Source organism: Alteromonas sp. AO-Serp (assembly GCF_017849675.1).
Lineage (GTDB): Bacteria > Pseudomonadota > Gammaproteobacteria > Enterobacterales > Alteromonadaceae > Alteromonas > Alteromonas macleodii.
Genome location: NZ_JAFLMX010000212.1, coordinates 1 through 15,259 on the forward strand (window position 1 = coordinate 1; position 15,259 = coordinate 15,259).

At 44.2% G+C, this 15,259-nt stretch carries 11 protein-coding genes; 8 read left to right on the forward strand and 3 right to left on the reverse strand.

Annotated elements, in window-relative coordinates:
* The 5 genes from clpX to dapE form a co-directional block, all read left to right on the forward strand.
* On the forward strand, positions 1-1,159 hold a 1,159-nt coding region (gene clpX, locus QVA83_RS14365; protein WP_287498617.1), incomplete at its 5' end, for an ATP-dependent protease ATP-binding subunit ClpX.
* 341 nt (positions 1,160-1,500) lie between these two features.
* Positions 1,501-3,852 (forward strand): endopeptidase La, encoded by a 2,352-nt coding sequence (lon, locus tag QVA83_RS14370; RefSeq protein ID WP_039228334.1) that lies wholly within the window; start codon positions 1,501-1,503, stop codon positions 3,850-3,852.
* A 322-nt stretch (positions 3,853-4,174) separates the two neighbouring features.
* Positions 4,175-4,447, forward strand: a complete 273-nt coding sequence (gene hupB, locus QVA83_RS14375) for a nucleoid-associated protein HU-beta (RefSeq protein WP_012518978.1) — start codon at positions 4,175-4,177, stop codon at positions 4,445-4,447.
* A 313-nt stretch (positions 4,448-4,760) separates the two neighbouring features.
* Positions 4,761-6,653 carry a SurA N-terminal domain-containing protein gene (locus tag QVA83_RS14380; protein ID WP_049586561.1) on the forward strand — a complete coding sequence of 631 codons (1,893 nt, stop codon included), beginning with the start codon at positions 4,761-4,763 and terminating at the stop codon, positions 6,651-6,653.
* 532 nt (positions 6,654-7,185) lie between these two features.
* Positions 7,186-8,361, forward strand: a complete 1,176-nt coding sequence (gene dapE, locus QVA83_RS14385) for a succinyl-diaminopimelate desuccinylase (protein WP_287498618.1) — start codon at positions 7,186-7,188, stop codon at positions 8,359-8,361.
* A gap of 76 nt (positions 8,362-8,437) precedes the next feature.
* Here the strand turns inward: dapE and olsF are convergent, their stop codons facing one another.
* From olsF to QVA83_RS14400, 3 genes are all read right to left on the reverse strand, one after another.
* Entirely contained in the window at positions 8,438-10,156 is a 1,719-nt protein-coding gene (gene olsF / locus QVA83_RS14390) for a bifunctional ornithine lipid synthase OlsF (protein WP_483190510.1), read from the reverse strand.
* Positions 10,157-10,391: 235 nt separating this feature from the next.
* Positions 10,392-11,201, reverse strand: a complete 810-nt coding sequence (locus QVA83_RS14395) for a UDP-2,3-diacylglucosamine diphosphatase (RefSeq protein WP_287498620.1) — start codon at positions 11,199-11,201, stop codon at positions 10,392-10,394.
* Between the two features lie 103 nt (positions 11,202-11,304).
* Entirely contained in the window at positions 11,305-12,210 is a 906-nt protein-coding gene (locus QVA83_RS14400; RefSeq protein WP_287498621.1) for a LysR family transcriptional regulator, read from the reverse strand.
* 119 nt (positions 12,211-12,329) lie between these two features.
* On the opposite strand from QVA83_RS14400, the gene QVA83_RS14405 reads away from it, so the two are divergent.
* The 3 genes from QVA83_RS14405 to QVA83_RS14415 form a co-directional block, all read left to right on the forward strand.
* Positions 12,330-13,229 carry a bile acid:sodium symporter family protein gene (locus tag QVA83_RS14405; protein WP_287498622.1) on the forward strand — a complete coding sequence of 300 codons (900 nt, stop codon included), beginning with the start codon at positions 12,330-12,332 and terminating at the stop codon, positions 13,227-13,229.
* Positions 13,230-13,356: 127 nt separating this feature from the next.
* A complete protein-coding gene (locus QVA83_RS14410) occupies positions 13,357-14,187 on the forward strand; it encodes an SDR family oxidoreductase (protein WP_101565254.1) in 831 nt (276 codons plus the stop codon).
* Positions 14,188-14,370: 183 nt separating this feature from the next.
* Positions 14,371-15,259, forward strand: an 889-nt coding sequence (locus tag QVA83_RS14415) for a phosphotransferase family protein (RefSeq protein WP_287498623.1), incomplete at its 3' end; no start/stop codon positions are given.

Here is a 15,259-nt window from a genome sequence, read left to right on the forward strand (position 1 = left end):
CGAGTGTGTTGAGTTATGTAACGATATCATTCGCGAAGAAATTAAGGAAATCGCGCCTAAGCAAAAGCAGGACGCTTTACCTAAACCAAGTGAAATTCATGCTCACCTAGACGATTACGTTATTGGGCAAGAACATGCAAAGAAGGTATTATCAGTAGCGGTGTATAACCACTACAAGCGCTTGCGCAATGGCGATGTTCACGAAGGCGTAGAACTTGGCAAAAGTAATATTTTGTTAATAGGACCTACTGGTAGTGGTAAAACGCTGCTAGCGGAAACCCTAGCGCGTTTACTCGACGTTCCATTTACCATGGCTGACGCAACCACGCTAACTGAAGCTGGCTACGTGGGCGAAGATGTTGAGAACATCATCCAAAAGTTACTGCAGAAGTGCGACTATGACGTTGAGAAAGCGCAGCGCGGAATTGTTTACATAGATGAAATCGATAAGATTTCTCGTAAGTCAGACAATCCATCTATTACTCGAGATGTATCGGGTGAAGGTGTTCAGCAAGCACTGCTTAAGTTAATCGAAGGTACGGTTGCGTCTGTTCCTCCGCAGGGTGGGCGTAAACATCCACAGCAGGAATTCTTGCAGGTTGATACCTCTAAGATATTGTTCATCTGTGGTGGTGCGTTTGCTGGTCTTGATAAAGTTATTGAGCAACGCGCACAAAAAGACACGGGTATTGGATTTGGTGCTACGGTTAAGTCGAAAGACAATAGCAAACAAATCAGTGAACTGTTTAAGCAAGTTGAGCCTGAAGACTTAGTGAAATATGGTTTGATACCAGAGTTCATTGGTCGTCTACCGGTTGTAACAAGCCTCGAAGAGTTGAATGAAGAAGCATTAATTCAAATTCTACGCGAGCCTAAGAATGCAATCACCAAGCAATATGGTGCATTGTTCTCGATGGAAGATGTAGAGCTAGAGTTCCGTGACGATGCACTTAATGCTATTGCTAAAAAGGCAATGGATCGTAAGACAGGCGCACGTGGTCTTCGCTCAATCGTTGAAGCGGTTTTGCTTGATACTATGTACGACCTTCCTTCAATGGAAGACGTGAGCAAAGTTGTTATTGATGAAACCGTTATTCGCGGTGAATCAAAACCTATCTTGATTTACGACAGCAACGAAAAGAAAGCCGCCTCTGAATAGATGCTGGTTTTGTGAAAAAAGGCCCTTTAGGGCCTTTTTTTGTTTTTAACAGCCAAGGTTTCAGATCTCGCAGTCTAATCTGATCTACGTTTAACCAAAGGGTATACCTTGAAAGTGGATGATATTTGAGCGGTTAAAACAAATCTCGCTATCCTTTCTACTAGATTTTTGCGTTTAGTATTGCCATTCGAGGCAAAATCGATAATGGTTATACTAAGGTCAACAGGCCCTAGAGCAGGGAAGGTAAGGTTAAGGAATTAACGCACTTTAATAAGTTTCGATTGAACTTTGCTCTTGCATCCCCATATAAAAATGACATTTCAAACTAATTGAGAACAAGTATGACAGTTGAGCGTGAAAATCGCATTGAAATTCCTGTGCTTGCCTTGCGGGACGTGGTTGTTTACCCGCATATGGTCATACCCCTATTTGTTGGGCGTGAGAAATCAATTCGTTGTCTAGAAGCGGCAATGGATAATGACAAACAAATTTTTCTAGTAGCACAAAAAGACGCTGGCGTAGATGAGCCTGAAGCGGACGACATCTATACCGTCGGTACTATTGCTACTATCCTACAACTTCTAAAGCTACCCGACGGTACGGTTAAAGTGCTGGTAGAAGGTAGTGTACGCGGTGAAATTGAAAGCTATAAGCAATCAGAGCCGTTCTTTGTTGCTAATGTAGACAAACTAACTGATGAAGAGATTGATGAGAGCGAACAAGAAGTGCTTATTCGCTCTGCGGTTTCTCAGTTTGAAGGCTACGTAAAGCTAAACAAAAAAATTCCACCAGAAGTACTGACATCACTAAATGGCATTGAAGATGCGCCTCGTTTAGCCGACACCATGGCTGCACATATGCCTCTTAAGCTTACTGAAAAGCAAAAAGTGTTAGAGATGCAGGGCGTCAATGAGCGTCTTGAATATCTGATGGCGCTGATGGAAGGCGAAATTGATTTGCTGCAGGTCGAAAAGAAAATTCGTACCCGCGTTAAAAAGCAAATGGAAAAGAGCCAGCGCGAGTACTACTTGAATGAGCAGATGAAAGCTATTCAGAAAGAGTTGGGTGAACTGGATGACGCACCTGACGAATTTGAAGCGTTATCTAAAAAGATAGCCGACGCTAAAATGCCTAAAGAAGCGGAAGATAAAGCGAAAGCTGAACTTCAAAAGCTTAAGATGATGTCACCAATGTCTGCAGAAGCTACCGTGCTTCGAAGCTACATTGAATGGTTGACTAACGTGCCGTGGAACAAGCGCTCGCCGGTTAAGAAAGATCTTTCCCGCGCAGAAGGTGTGCTTAACGAAGACCACTACGGCCTAGAGAAAGTGAAAGAGCGCATTCTTGAGTATTTAGCCGTTCAGCAGCGTGTTAAGAAGCTAAAAGGCCCAATTCTGTGTCTTGTTGGTCCTCCAGGTGTAGGTAAAACTTCATTAGGCCAGTCGATAGCGAAAGCGACAGGTCGCAAATATGTGCGTATGGCACTAGGTGGCGTACGTGACGAAGCTGAAATCCGTGGTCACCGTCGTACTTACATTGGTTCATTGCCAGGTAAGCTAGTTCAAAAAATGGCGAAAGTAGGGGTTAAAAACCCGCTCTTCCTACTTGATGAAATCGATAAGATGTCATCAGATATGCGAGGCGACCCTGCGTCAGCGCTGCTTGAAGTACTAGATCCAGAGCAAAACAATAGCTTTAGTGATCATTATCTGGAAGTCGACTACGACCTGTCAGACGTTATGTTCGTGGCCACCTCTAACAGCATGAATATTCCAGGTCCATTACTTGACCGTATGGAAGTGATTCGTCTATCTGGCTACACAGAAGACGAAAAACTCAACATTGCAAAGAACCATTTAATTGGTAAGCAAATGGAACGAAATGGGCTTAAAGCGAAGGAGTTGGAAATTACCGATTCTGCCGTTATCGGTATGATTCGATACTATACCCGTGAAGCCGGGGTTCGTAGCTTAGAGCGCGAAGTGTCGAAAGTATGCCGTAAAGCCGTGAAAGATATTTTGCTTAAGAAAAGCAAAGACAAAGTAGTCGTAACACAGGATAACCTTAAGGACTATCTTGGCGTTCAACGCTTTGACTACGGTAAAGCGGACAAAGACAATCAAATTGGCCAAGTTACAGGACTTGCTTGGACGCAGGTAGGTGGTGACTTACTGACCATTGAAACAACGTCGGTTCCGGGCAAAGGCAAAATGACATCAACGGGTTCTTTAGGTGATGTCATGCAAGAGTCTATTAAGGCTGCTATGACGGTGGTAAGAAGTCGTGCAGAAAAGCTTCGCATAAACGATGACTTCTACGAGAAACGTGATATTCACGTGCACGTACCTGAAGGTGCTACGCCGAAAGATGGCCCTAGCGCAGGTATTGCTATGTGCACTGCACTTGTCTCGTCACTTACGGGTAACCCTGTGAAGTGCGATGTAGCTATGACCGGTGAAATCACCCTACGTGGTGAGGTGCTTGCTATTGGTGGACTTAAAGAAAAACTATTAGCTGCGCATCGAGGCGGCATTAAAACTGTCGTTATTCCAAAAGATAACGAGCGTGATTTGGAAGAAATTCCAGACAACGTGAAGAAAGATTTATCAATCCATCCGGTTAAGTGGATTGATGAAGTTCTTGATATTGCACTGCAGGAACCTGTAGAAAGCGTCAAGGTGGTTAAAAAATAACTTAATCGACTGGCTACAATCCTTTGTTTTTAAAGGCGTGTAGCCGTTTTTTTGCTATAAAATTGCAATAATTGAACAAAAAATGTGCATTGCGCGAAAGAAAACCTGATTTTTTTAAAATTAGGGCTTTCAAGTCGCAAAAGTTGTGTTACCTTTAAGTGGTATTCGCTTGAAGCCTTGCCACAAAAGGGATTGCAGCGATTCATTAATAAAGTTAATTATTTGTGACTGAAGCTTGATGTTAACAATCAAGCTTGCTATAACGTTCAAGCAAAATCGTTTTGGACAAACAGTATAATAACAATCGAAGGGGATCATAATTGTGAACAAGTCTCAACTTATCGACCAAATCGCTGCTGGTGCAGACATTTCTAAAGCAGCTGCTGGCCGCGCTCTTGACGCATTCACTGACTCAGTAACTGCGGCGCTTAAAGACGGCGACCAAGTTGCACTAGTAGGCTTTGGTACTTTCTCAGTTCGCGAACGTTCAGCTCGCAGTGGCCGCAACCCACAAACTGGTGAGACTATTCAGATTTCAGCAGCGAAAGTTCCATCTTTCAAAGCTGGTAAAGCACTGAAAGACGCTTGTAACTAAGCACAAAAATTATAGAAAAAGGCGATGGCTAGTCCATCGCCTTTTTTATTTCTAAAACAAAGAATTCAATATTGGGGTCAGAGTAATGACTCTGACCCCAATATTTTAAGAGTAGAAATAACCCTACGAGGCTTGATGAGTTTTATACATGTCCTCGCAACGTTCGAACTTAACGAAAGACAGTACAAATAGTGTGTTTTGGTCGTTTATATTCGGCAGCATTGGGTTATAATCAGCGCTTATTTTATCTCGCACTCACGGATTTGTGATGGTTTGAGGTAACTGTAGTAAGCAACGGAGTTGAAGAACAATCATGCTAGAAAGAATCAGAGAAGGTTCTCAAGGCCCATGGGCGATGGCGATTATCGCGCTTATCGTTTTAAGTTTCGTATTCGCAGGTGTAGGTAGCTACCTAACATCATCAGGTACTACTGCAGTAGCTACTGTTAATGGCGAAGAAATTTCGGCACAAGAACTAGAGCGTGCATATCAGAATCAGCGTGCACAAATGGAGTCACAATACGGCGAAAGCATCGCACAGCTTTTCTCTAGTGAGCAATACCTCGCAGATTTCAGAAGAAATGTACTGGACAGACTTATTGCTGAAAAATTAATTCAGCAACAAGCGACGGACATGGGATTGCGCGTAAGTGATAAACAAATTCGCGAAACCATAACACAAATGCCTGAATTCCAGTTTGGTGGTCAGTTCGATAACGAACGTTTCCAAGCCATTCTTCGTCAAAACGGTTTTCAAGTAGCCGATTTCCGTGATTATCTGCGCGTTCAAATGACACAAAACCAGTTGGCTGCAGCGCTAACGAATTCTTCATTTGCGTTGGACGGTGAAGTACAGCAAGCGAATGCGCTACAGCGCCAAACTCGTGATGCGAAATACGTGCTAGTGAGCTCTGATGAGTTTGCCGGCTCAATCGAAGTGACAGATGCGGATGTTGAAGCTTTTTATAATAACAACATCGCCTCTTTCGATACTGACGAGCAGGTTAAACTTGCTTACGTTAAGTTAAGTGTCGATGACTTGAAAGATCGCGTTTCGGTTGATGAAGAAGCGGTTCGCACGTACTACGAAAATAACCTGGGAAGCTACGGCAAAGAAGAAGAGCGCCGTGTTTCTCATATTCTTATCGAAGCGGGCGATGATGCCGATGCAGCGAAAGCAAAAGCAGAATCATTAAAAGCAGAACTCGACAACGGTGCAGACTTTGCGGCTCTTGCAGAAGCAAACTCTGATGACACATTCTCTGCCGAAAACGGTGGTGACCTAGACTTCATTACGCCAGAAATGATGGACCCAGCGTTTGATGAAGCAGCTTTTGCTTTACAAAATGTTGGCGATGTATCCGACGTAGTTGAAACCGAGTTTGGTTTTCACATCATCAAATTGACAGACTTAAAAGAAGCACAAGTTAAATCTTTCGATGAAGTAGCGGGTGAGATTCGCGATACGCTTCTTTATGACGCAGCTATGGAAAAGTACTTTGAGCTTCAAAATACGTTAGCTGAAATTGCGTTTGAAGTACCTGATACGTTAGAAGATGCAGCGAACGCGGTTGATTTGCCTGTGCAAGAGTCAGTGGTATTTAGTCGCAACACCGCACCCGCTGATCTAAGCTTCCCTGGTTTACTAGACGTTGCTTTCTCTTCTGAACTTATTGATGAAGGGCTTAATAGCGATATTATAGAACTAGACGACGAAACCGTTGTTGTTGCGCGTGTTATTGAGCATCAGCCTCAGCGTACTCAATCTCTTGAAGAAGTACGCGAAGGCATCGAAGCCTCTGTTAAGGCTGAAAAGTCAAAAGAAGCTGCAGAAGCTTGGGCGTTTGATATCGCACAAAAAGTGCGTGCTGGAGAAAGCGTTGAAAGCGAGCTAGCTGAAAAGTCTGTGTCTTGGGAGACAGCAGCTGCTGTTCCGAGAGCGGGCGGTACACTTGCACGTGCACTCGTTGACACGCTTTTCTCTCTTGCCCTTGAAGGCGAAGATAAAGTTGATGTTGCAACAACGGTAAACGGTGACGTTGCTGTTGTTATGCTTGAAAACGTTAACGCAGCACCAGAGCTTGAGAATGAGTTGGGTGAAAGCCTGAAGCAGCGCCTTGCTCAGGTACAAGGCCAGCGCGTTTATCAACAATATATTGATGCGCTTCGCGCAAATGCAGAAGTGACTATCTCACAGACGCTATAAGCACTGCTGCGTAAAAGCTGTCGCTGCGACTAGCAGTGACACCGGTAATTACTAAAAAGCCAGCCTCTTTCATAGATGCTGGCTTTTTTTACAACACAGTGATTGGGTGTTTGTTTGAAGTGCGTTAGTTCGTTAAGAACAGCATCAGTGTATAAAATGCCGCAATAACACCAGATAACACGAATATGTACAGAAACCCTTGCTTGCCTTGCTCCAGAGTGTATTTGTTGGCTTGTAAATAGCCAAACCAGAGTAGTGACAAAATAAGGGGTATTAAAACAATGATTTTTAACACAGTAATGCCTTTCTTTAAGTTATGTTCTAGTTATAACAACGCGCGTTGATTTAGACAAATCTTAACGAGCCAGTCCTAGTCGCCAACTCACCCATTGTCGCCTTCCTTGTTATCACCCTTTATTATTTTTAGCTTCAGGTTACTTTGTCGGCTGTCATGGCATTGTCGTAAATCTGTTATTGCCGTGTCACTTTACATTTGTGTAATAGACTCACGATTCATAAAGGTTTCTTATACATGTCAATTCAGCCTTTACCTTCCATAGCGCCAGCTCGCAGTATTTATTTTGCCGAAGTGCTTATGGCAAGAGCGTCGATTACCCCACAGGACGCTGGTTGCCAAAGTTACCTGATATACAAGCTCGAAAAGCTCGGTTTCTTTTGTGAAAAATACACAATTAATGGTGTGAGCAACCTCGTCGCAAGGTGGGGGCAGGGCCCGAATCACTTTGCATTTAGCGGCCATACTGATGTAGTGCCCCCAGGTCCTCTTGATAAGTGGAAGTCACCGCCTTTTAGTCCCGTAATTAGCAAAAATAAATTATATGGACGTGGTGCTGCCGATATGAAAACAGGCATCGCAGCCATGCTAGCGGCCACAGAGCGAACCATTACCTCGTTAGATAAGGAAAAGGTCTCTTTCTGGTGGCTAATCACCAGTGATGAAGAAGGGGAGGCGGAGTGGGGCTCTAAATGGATAGCTGAATATTTGGCATCTAAAAATGTCCAGCTTGATATGTGCCTAGTCGGTGAACCTTCTGCATCTGCATCAACCGGCGATACAATTAAGATTGGCCGCAGGGGTTCACTTTCCGGCACTATCCATATTGCAGGAAAGCAAGGTCACGTGGCTTATCCAAAGACAGCGGTAAATGCTATCCACAAAGCGAGTAACGTGATTAATGCGCTAACACAGTACCCATTTGACAAGGGGAGTGATGATTTCCCTGGTACTACGCTTCAAATAACACACATGGACACGGGAAGCTTCACAGATAACATAGTGCCTAGTGCTGTTCGTATAGAGTTTAATGTCAGATATTCGTGGCAGTTTAATCAAAACAGTTTATCGGTATTGCTGCGCAGTATTATCAATAGCATTGATACAGAAGCCAAAGTTAGCTTTTCAAGACCCTGTGAAGCTTACTTGAGCAAGCCCAAGAGTAATGCGGAGCATTGCTTAATTGCCTGCGTAGAAAAAGCGATAAAGGGCGCTACAGGGCGTTACCCTGTTATCAGTACATCTGGTGGTACTTCTGACGGGCGTTTTTTTGCTAGTGAGCACACACAAGTGGTTGAAGTGGGTGTGCCAAACACCACCATTCACCAAATAAACGAACACATTCATGTGTCTGATTTGCTCACTCTTGAAGATATTTATACCGACATTCTTAAGTATGTTGGCGAGCGATAACGACTTCTGAGATTTTCAGTAAAGCGGAAGGCCGTAGAATGAGAAAGGGAGCGTTTGTCAGAAGCTCCCTCTTCGCTTAGGCTGTGGCTTTAAGCTGAATATCGGTTAGATAGCGTTTGCGCTTTTTCTCAGTAAGTGTTTGCATATCAACCACCACCAGTCCGTCGATACAGTCGTTAAAATCTGGGTCGACATTAAAGCCTAAAAATGCCACCCCGCCGTCTTTAGCCACTTCAGAATACTGCTTATACAGCGTTGGTACGTTTACGCCCATGTTAGCCAGTAAATGCTTTAGCTGCGTAAATTCTGCCTTGTAATCGTTACCTGTAAATTGATGTAACGCGTCGTTCGCCATTTGATAAGGTCGCTTGCAGGTCGCTTCGCCAAACTTGGCAGGGAAGTACGTGGAATAGAATTGTACCAATAAATCTTTAGCGGGTTCAGGGTAGGCATTACTGAGTGACACCGCACCAAACAGATAGCGATACTTTGGGTAGCGGCTTAAAAATGCCCCGATACCAAACCACAAATAATCTAAACTACGCTTTCCCCAATAGCGAGGCTGGACAAAGCTTCGCCCTAGCTCTAAGCCTTCTTTGAAGAGTTTATCGTTGTCCTTACCGTAATTAAATAAGGTGGCAGAGTAGAGTCCGGTAGGGTGGTCTGGCGCTGTCAAAAGCTCAGCATCGCCAAAGCGGTAGGCACCCACAATTTCTAAATCGTTGTCATCCCAAAGTACAAGGTGATAATAGTGGGAGTCGTACTGATCGATGTCTCTACGCTTGTTGGTACCTTCGCCCACGGCTCGAAACGCCACCTCGCGCAGGCGGCCAATCTCTCGCATAATCGGTGAACAGCTTTTGTGTTGGTATAGGTAAATAGATTTTCCGTCGCCAGTTTCACCTAAATGTTCGCAGTCTCGCATAGCGAGGGCCAGTTCTTTTCTGTCTTCTGGCATGGCAATAGAAGCCTGGGTTTCAAATACGCCTTTCTTGTTACTGCCAATGCGATACAGATGGCGCTTAAACAGCTTTACCTGCTCTTTTAACGGTATATTGGTTTGCTGGTACGCTTCAAATGGAATAAGTTCGCCAATGCGCATAGGTAAATGCTTCTTACGCTGTTTGAACATCTCTTTAACGAGCAGCGCGGTGGCTAATGGCTTGTATACCATGGACACGCCGTAAAAAAGCGGGCTATTTTTCGCGTCTATATAAACCGGCAATATGGGTGCTTTTGCTTGCTTTGCAATGCGTAAAAAACCTGTGTGCCATCTGGTGTCGCGAACACCTTGCGGGCGTAATCGAGAAACTTCACCGGCAGGAAAAATCAGTATGGCGCCGTCGCTGTTAAGGTGTTTTTGAATTGCCGATAAATGCTGTTTTGGTGTGCCTCCCTGCATATTGTTTACAGGTAACAGCATATCGTGAAGCGGTTCAATGGCCATAAGCATTTCATTGGCGACCACTTTCAAGTCGTGACGTACTTCACTAACCAGCTTTATAAGCGCAAGTGCGTCGAGTGAGCCAATCGGATGGTTAGCAATAATCACCACTCTACCTTCACTTGGAATGCGCTCTTTTTCTACATCGCGGGTGGAGTAGCTGATATTAAAATATTCAAGCACTTGCTCTACGAAATCGATATCTTCGTAATGCGGATAGGTTTCACCAAATTCAGTAATTTCACGTTCGTGAAGAAGGTGCCTTAAGACGAATGACAGCGACTTAAATAGAATGGGGTTATTTGCTACTTGAGGGTAATGCTTGTTCAGTACGTCGTTTACAGTAAACATAGAACCTGTTTCTCTTCCGGTTTTGGCGAACAATAGCAGGGCAATGTGACGCTTTTCACACAGTTTCATGGCAGTTATTTGACAGTGTTAAAAAGTTGTAACTATGACCTGTTAATCTATGATATGAGGCACAGGTCAGCAGGCTCTAACCTTGATGGATGGGGTTGGAATTAACCTGTTGCTTGGTGAATAGCAATAGTCAGGGGCCGTTACAGCCCCATTTGTGTAATGCCAGCTATGCTGCTTCTGAGCGAGAGGTTTTGGTTGTAATTGGTGTTACGGTAGCTGACTCTAATGAATCAAGGTAATGAATAAGAGATAAATTACCGTTCACGTCTTCTGACAGTGCACTGCAGTTTTCTATCCAGTCCCCATCATTAATGTAGTGAATGCCGTTTTCAAAGCTGCTTTCAAAGCTGCTTTCAGGATGGTGAATATGGCCACACACTACACCGTCGAGTCCCATTTCATCGGCGCGCCTACAGCATGCTTCTCGATAACGAGCAATGGCTTCATTCGCACCCTTAATGTGCTTTTTAATATAGCCCGCAAGTGACCAGTATTCGCGCTTGCGCCACGCGCGTAGGCGATTAAACTCTCTATTTAGAAAAAGCAAAAGGTCGTAACCTTTATCGCCAATCCACGCATGGAATTTGCCCATAGTCACATCGCCATCGAACTGATCGCCATGTAAGACTAAATAACGCTTTCCTTGTGCGGTGGTGTGTACCAACTCTCGCTCTATTTCTATATCACCGAAAGCCATACCAGAATAAGACTGAATTGGTTCATCGTGGTTGCCGGGTAAGTACACCACACGCGTGCCGTCTTGGCTCATTTGCATGAATTTGTGCATGACTTGATTGTGCGCCTGTGGCCAGCGAAATTGCTTGGTCATTTGCCACATGTCAACGATATCTCCCACCAAATAGAGGGTGTCTACAGTGATGCTATTAAGAAAGGAAAGTAAGTATTCAGCTTTGCAGTCGCGATTTCCTAAATGGATATCAGAAAGCCAAAGTGTTCGATAGTGTGTCTTTTTCATAGCGGTTTCCCAAAGCGATGCCTTGGATCGTCACTATAGGTTTGCAAATTGACACTACCGTGACGCTTGCTTGACCATTGTGTTACAGCAACACAAATACGCGCTATAACCCCAACTTACTCGCCACGTCTAAAAGCCTATCTCGCATCCATACATTCACTAAGTCTTCATCGGCGTGTTTGTGCCAGTACATGTGTACGGGGAGTGGGGGGACGTCAAATGGAAGGGGCAGAATTTCGATATCGAATTTATTACTGAATTGTTGGGCGAATCGCGTTGGCATGGTCAGCAAAAGATCGCATTGGCTAACTACGTTAACGGCGGCAAAGTAGTGTTCACACTGCAATGCGATGTTGCGATGTAAATTGTGCTGAGCAAGGGCTAGATCTACCGTATCTAATTTAGAGTCTTTTAAAGATACAAGCGCATGCTGTGCAACTGAGTAGCTCTTGATACTCGGGTTATCTACGTAGCTATTGCTAGGCGCGCATACCACGACAAACGTTTCTTCGCAGATAAACTGTGAACGAATGTCACGGCTGGTGGGAACTAATGCGTCAATTACGATATCAAGATCTTTAGCGGCTAACGCGGGAGCAAGCTCGGGCCAGGTAACCTGTCTACTATTCACCGTGATATTGGGAGTATGTTTAACAAGCTGAGGAATAAGCACGGGAAAAAATATAGATTCTAAAATATCTCGTAAACCAAGGTTTATCTGACGAGATTTATCACTTATATCAAAGCCCACTTTACCTTTTAACGTACTTTCAAGGGTTTCTATTGATTTCACAACCGATGCAATAATGCCTTGGCAAAATGGGGTAGGCACGACTTGTCGTCCATGACGAATAAACAGCGGATCATCAAATTTCTCTCGCAGACGACCTAAGGCGTGACTCACCGCAGGCTGAGTGATATGCAGTGCGTTGGCGGCTTTCGTAATGCTGCCCTGATCGTAGACCGCGCGCAGCACAACAAACAAATTTAGGTCTAATTTTCCATGCATATCATTTATGGGTTTCTATAATAAGGCATCATTTTTATTTATTATTAAACAGAGTACACTGGCTTAAATGTTAATAAAAGGTTTCTTTTATAGAGGCTTCTTTTGTAAGGGGCGTGTGCATGCAGGCATCTGTACTTACCGAGGTGTTGTTACCTCTAGCGTTGGCATTTGTTATGTTTGGTATGGGGCTAACGCTAACCCTTGCAGACTTTGCCCGACTACTTAAAGCACCTAAAGCAGTAATAACGGGTTTTATAGGGCAAATTATATTGCTGCCTATGTTGGCGCTAGGACTGTGCTTTGTTTTTGGTCTACCCGATTATATTGCGGTTGGTGTCATGGTTTTAGCGGCATGCCCAGGCGGCACGACCAGTAATTTAATCAGCCACATCGCAAAAGCAAATCTGGCCCTTTCAGTAAGCTTAACCGCTATTTCTACCATCGCTTGCGTTTTCTCAACGCCCTTTATCATTCAATTTGCTCTTGATTACTTTGTAAAAGAAAACGCGCCAGACTTTTCTATTATTCAAACAGTGATAGGGCTGGTTGGTATATCAATTGTACCGGTCATTTTAGGCATGACCATTCGTCGCTTTAACAGCAGGTTTACTACTAAAACTGAAAGTTTCTTTCGGCAGTTTTCTATGTACTTCATGTTGCTTATGATTGTGGGCGTGCTGGTTTCAGAAAGAAACAATTTAGCCGCGTCCTTTGAAAGCGCGTTTTTGGTTTGCTTAACGTTAAATTTATCATCGGTATTGTTAGGGCTCGGGCTTGCTAAGCTTTCAAACCTAGCATTTAAAGACTCGCTCACGCTGGCCATTGAAATAGGCGTGCAAAACGCGGCGCTTGCAATGCTGATATGTATTACCTTTTTAGATGCACCTGATTACGCGATTGCACCTGGTGTATATGGCGTAGCAATGTACATCGGGCCCGCACTATTGGCCCTGTGGGCAAAACGAAAAATGCGTAACGAACAGCCATCAGTGTCACTGCAAAAGACGGAATCAGTTTGATTGGATTGATAAGGCGGTCAATTAGAGAGAATAGTGAAGTACTGATTAGCGCTTAACACAATAAAGCGCAACTAAACATAAACGCCGATACAAGAATAATGAAACAAGAACAGTTAGGAAACACATCATGCGCGTATTGATTACCGGTGGCGCTACCGGCTTAGGTCAGGCCATTGCCCTTAAGTGGGCGGAAAAGTGGGCAGGCAAAGACGAGGGGTTAGATATTTGCATTGCCGATATTAACCAAGAAAGAGGCGATGAAACAGTAAATACGCTATCCGCCCAAGGTGCCAATGCGTTTTACATCCATTGCGATATAACCTCTGAAAATGATGTTCAAACGTTAGCGAACACCTTGGAAACTCGCTGGGGCGGTGTTGACACTGTGTTTAACAATGCGGGTGTTGCTTCTGGTGGCAGCCTTTTAGATGAGAGCATTGAGCAATGGCAGTGGGTGTTTGATATTAATGTGTTAGGCATGGTGAGAGTCAGTCGTGCCCTCTTACCGTTAATGCGAGAGCAAGGCGGTGGCTATTTCATTAATATTGCATCTCAAGCGGGGCTAACGCCTATTCCTTATATGGGAAGTTATAACGCGGTTAAAGCTGCAGTCGTGTCGTTTTCTGAAACCATGAAGTTGGAATTAGCACCTGACAATATTGACGTTAGTGTAGTTTGTCCAAGCTTCTTCAAAACGAATTTAGATGAGTCGATGCGAAGCAGCAACCCAGCGTCGCACAAAATGCTCAATAAGTTCTTTGCCAAAGCAGACATGACGAAAGAAGACGTGGCTGAGTCCATATTTCAGCAAGTCGATAAAAAGCAGTTTCTTATTCTTACCCATAAACTGGGTAAACGCGCTTTCCTGTTAAAGAAGCTGCTGCCAACCCAGCGTTATATCAAAAATATGCTCAATCAAACGAAGATGATGAAGCGTGCAATGGAAAAGCAAATTTAAAGCAAATTTAAAGCAAAATTAGGTAAAACGGAAACGCGCTCACCTGTGTTTGTCGCCAAGCTATCTGAAGATAATTGTCGAGCTGCTCTTGTACAGGCACAAACAGAAGTATCTTCTAGCCAAAGATTGTGAGTTAGCACTTTGAATAGGCCCTTTGAAACAGAATTACAAGAAGAATGAGATATGCAACAACAGGTCGTAGATAAAGCTGACAGCGTACGTGCAGGCGAAGAGCTAGACGTCAGCGCTGTACACAATTGGCTTAAGGAAAATATTAGTGCCTCGAGTCCATCATTGAAGGCCACGATACAAAGTAGCGATAGCTTGCCTCAAGTCACCCAGTATTCTGGGGGCGCGTCTAATTGGACGTATTGCTTGGACTATCAAGGCAGTAAACAAAACCAGAGCGAACAAACGTCGTTAATTTTGCGAAGGGCACCGGCAGGTACTAAAGCGAAAGGTGCTCACGATATGGGGCGGGAGTACCGGTTACAGCGTGCGTTAAAACCTGTTTACCGCTATGTGCCAGAAATGCTTGGACTTTGTGAAGACGAGAGCGTTATAGGCACAGAGTTTTACGTAATGGAGAAGTTTACCGGCGTGATACCACGTAAGAACTTACCCAAAGGCTTAACCACGTCTGAGCAGCAAACCAAACAGCTCTGCACTAATGTACTTGATAGCTTAATCGAGCTTCATAAAGTGGATTATAAGAAAGCGGGGCTTGAGCACTTAGGTAAAGGTGCTGGCTACATAGAACGCCAAATAAGCGGGTGGAGCGAACGCTATAGTAAAGCAAAAACCTGGAATGTCCCCTCGGGTAAAAAAATAATGCGCTGGCTAGAAAACCACATGCCCGCTAATGAACGCATTTGTATTACCCACAATGACTTCCGATTCGACAACGTGGTGTTAAAGCCAGATAACTATACACAAATTATCGGTGTGTTGGACTGGGAACTGGCGACCTTGGGCGACCCGCTTATGGACTTAGGCAACTCCTTGGCGTATTGGGTACAAGCGGATGATGACTTTTTAGCACAATCTACACGTCGTCAGCCAACTCACTTAC

What these genes read in the sequence shown, in the direction of transcription:
- QVA83_RS14380 (WP_049586561.1), top strand. Translation starts at nt 4,761, where the DNA reads ATGCTAGAAAGAATCAGAGAAGGTTCTCAAGGCCCATGGGCGATGGCG.
- QVA83_RS14400 (WP_287498621.1), bottom strand. Translation starts at nt 12,210, where the DNA reads ATGCATGGAAAATTAGACCTAAATTTGTTTGTTGTGCTGCGCGCGGTC.
- dapE (WP_287498618.1), top strand. Translation starts at nt 7,186, where the DNA reads ATGTCAATTCAGCCTTTACCTTCCATAGCGCCAGCTCGCAGTATTTAT.
- QVA83_RS14410 (WP_101565254.1), top strand. Translation starts at nt 13,357, where the DNA reads ATGCGCGTATTGATTACCGGTGGCGCTACCGGCTTAGGTCAGGCCATT.
- QVA83_RS14395 (WP_287498620.1), bottom strand. Translation starts at nt 11,201, where the DNA reads ATGAAAAAGACACACTATCGAACACTTTGGCTTTCTGATATCCATTTA.
- QVA83_RS14405 (WP_287498622.1), top strand. Translation starts at nt 12,330, where the DNA reads ATGCAGGCATCTGTACTTACCGAGGTGTTGTTACCTCTAGCGTTGGCA.
- olsF (WP_483190510.1), bottom strand. Translation starts at nt 10,156, where the DNA reads ATGTTTACTGTAAACGACGTACTGAACAAGCATTACCCTCAAGTAGCA.
- lon (WP_039228334.1), top strand. Translation starts at nt 1,501, where the DNA reads ATGACAGTTGAGCGTGAAAATCGCATTGAAATTCCTGTGCTTGCCTTG.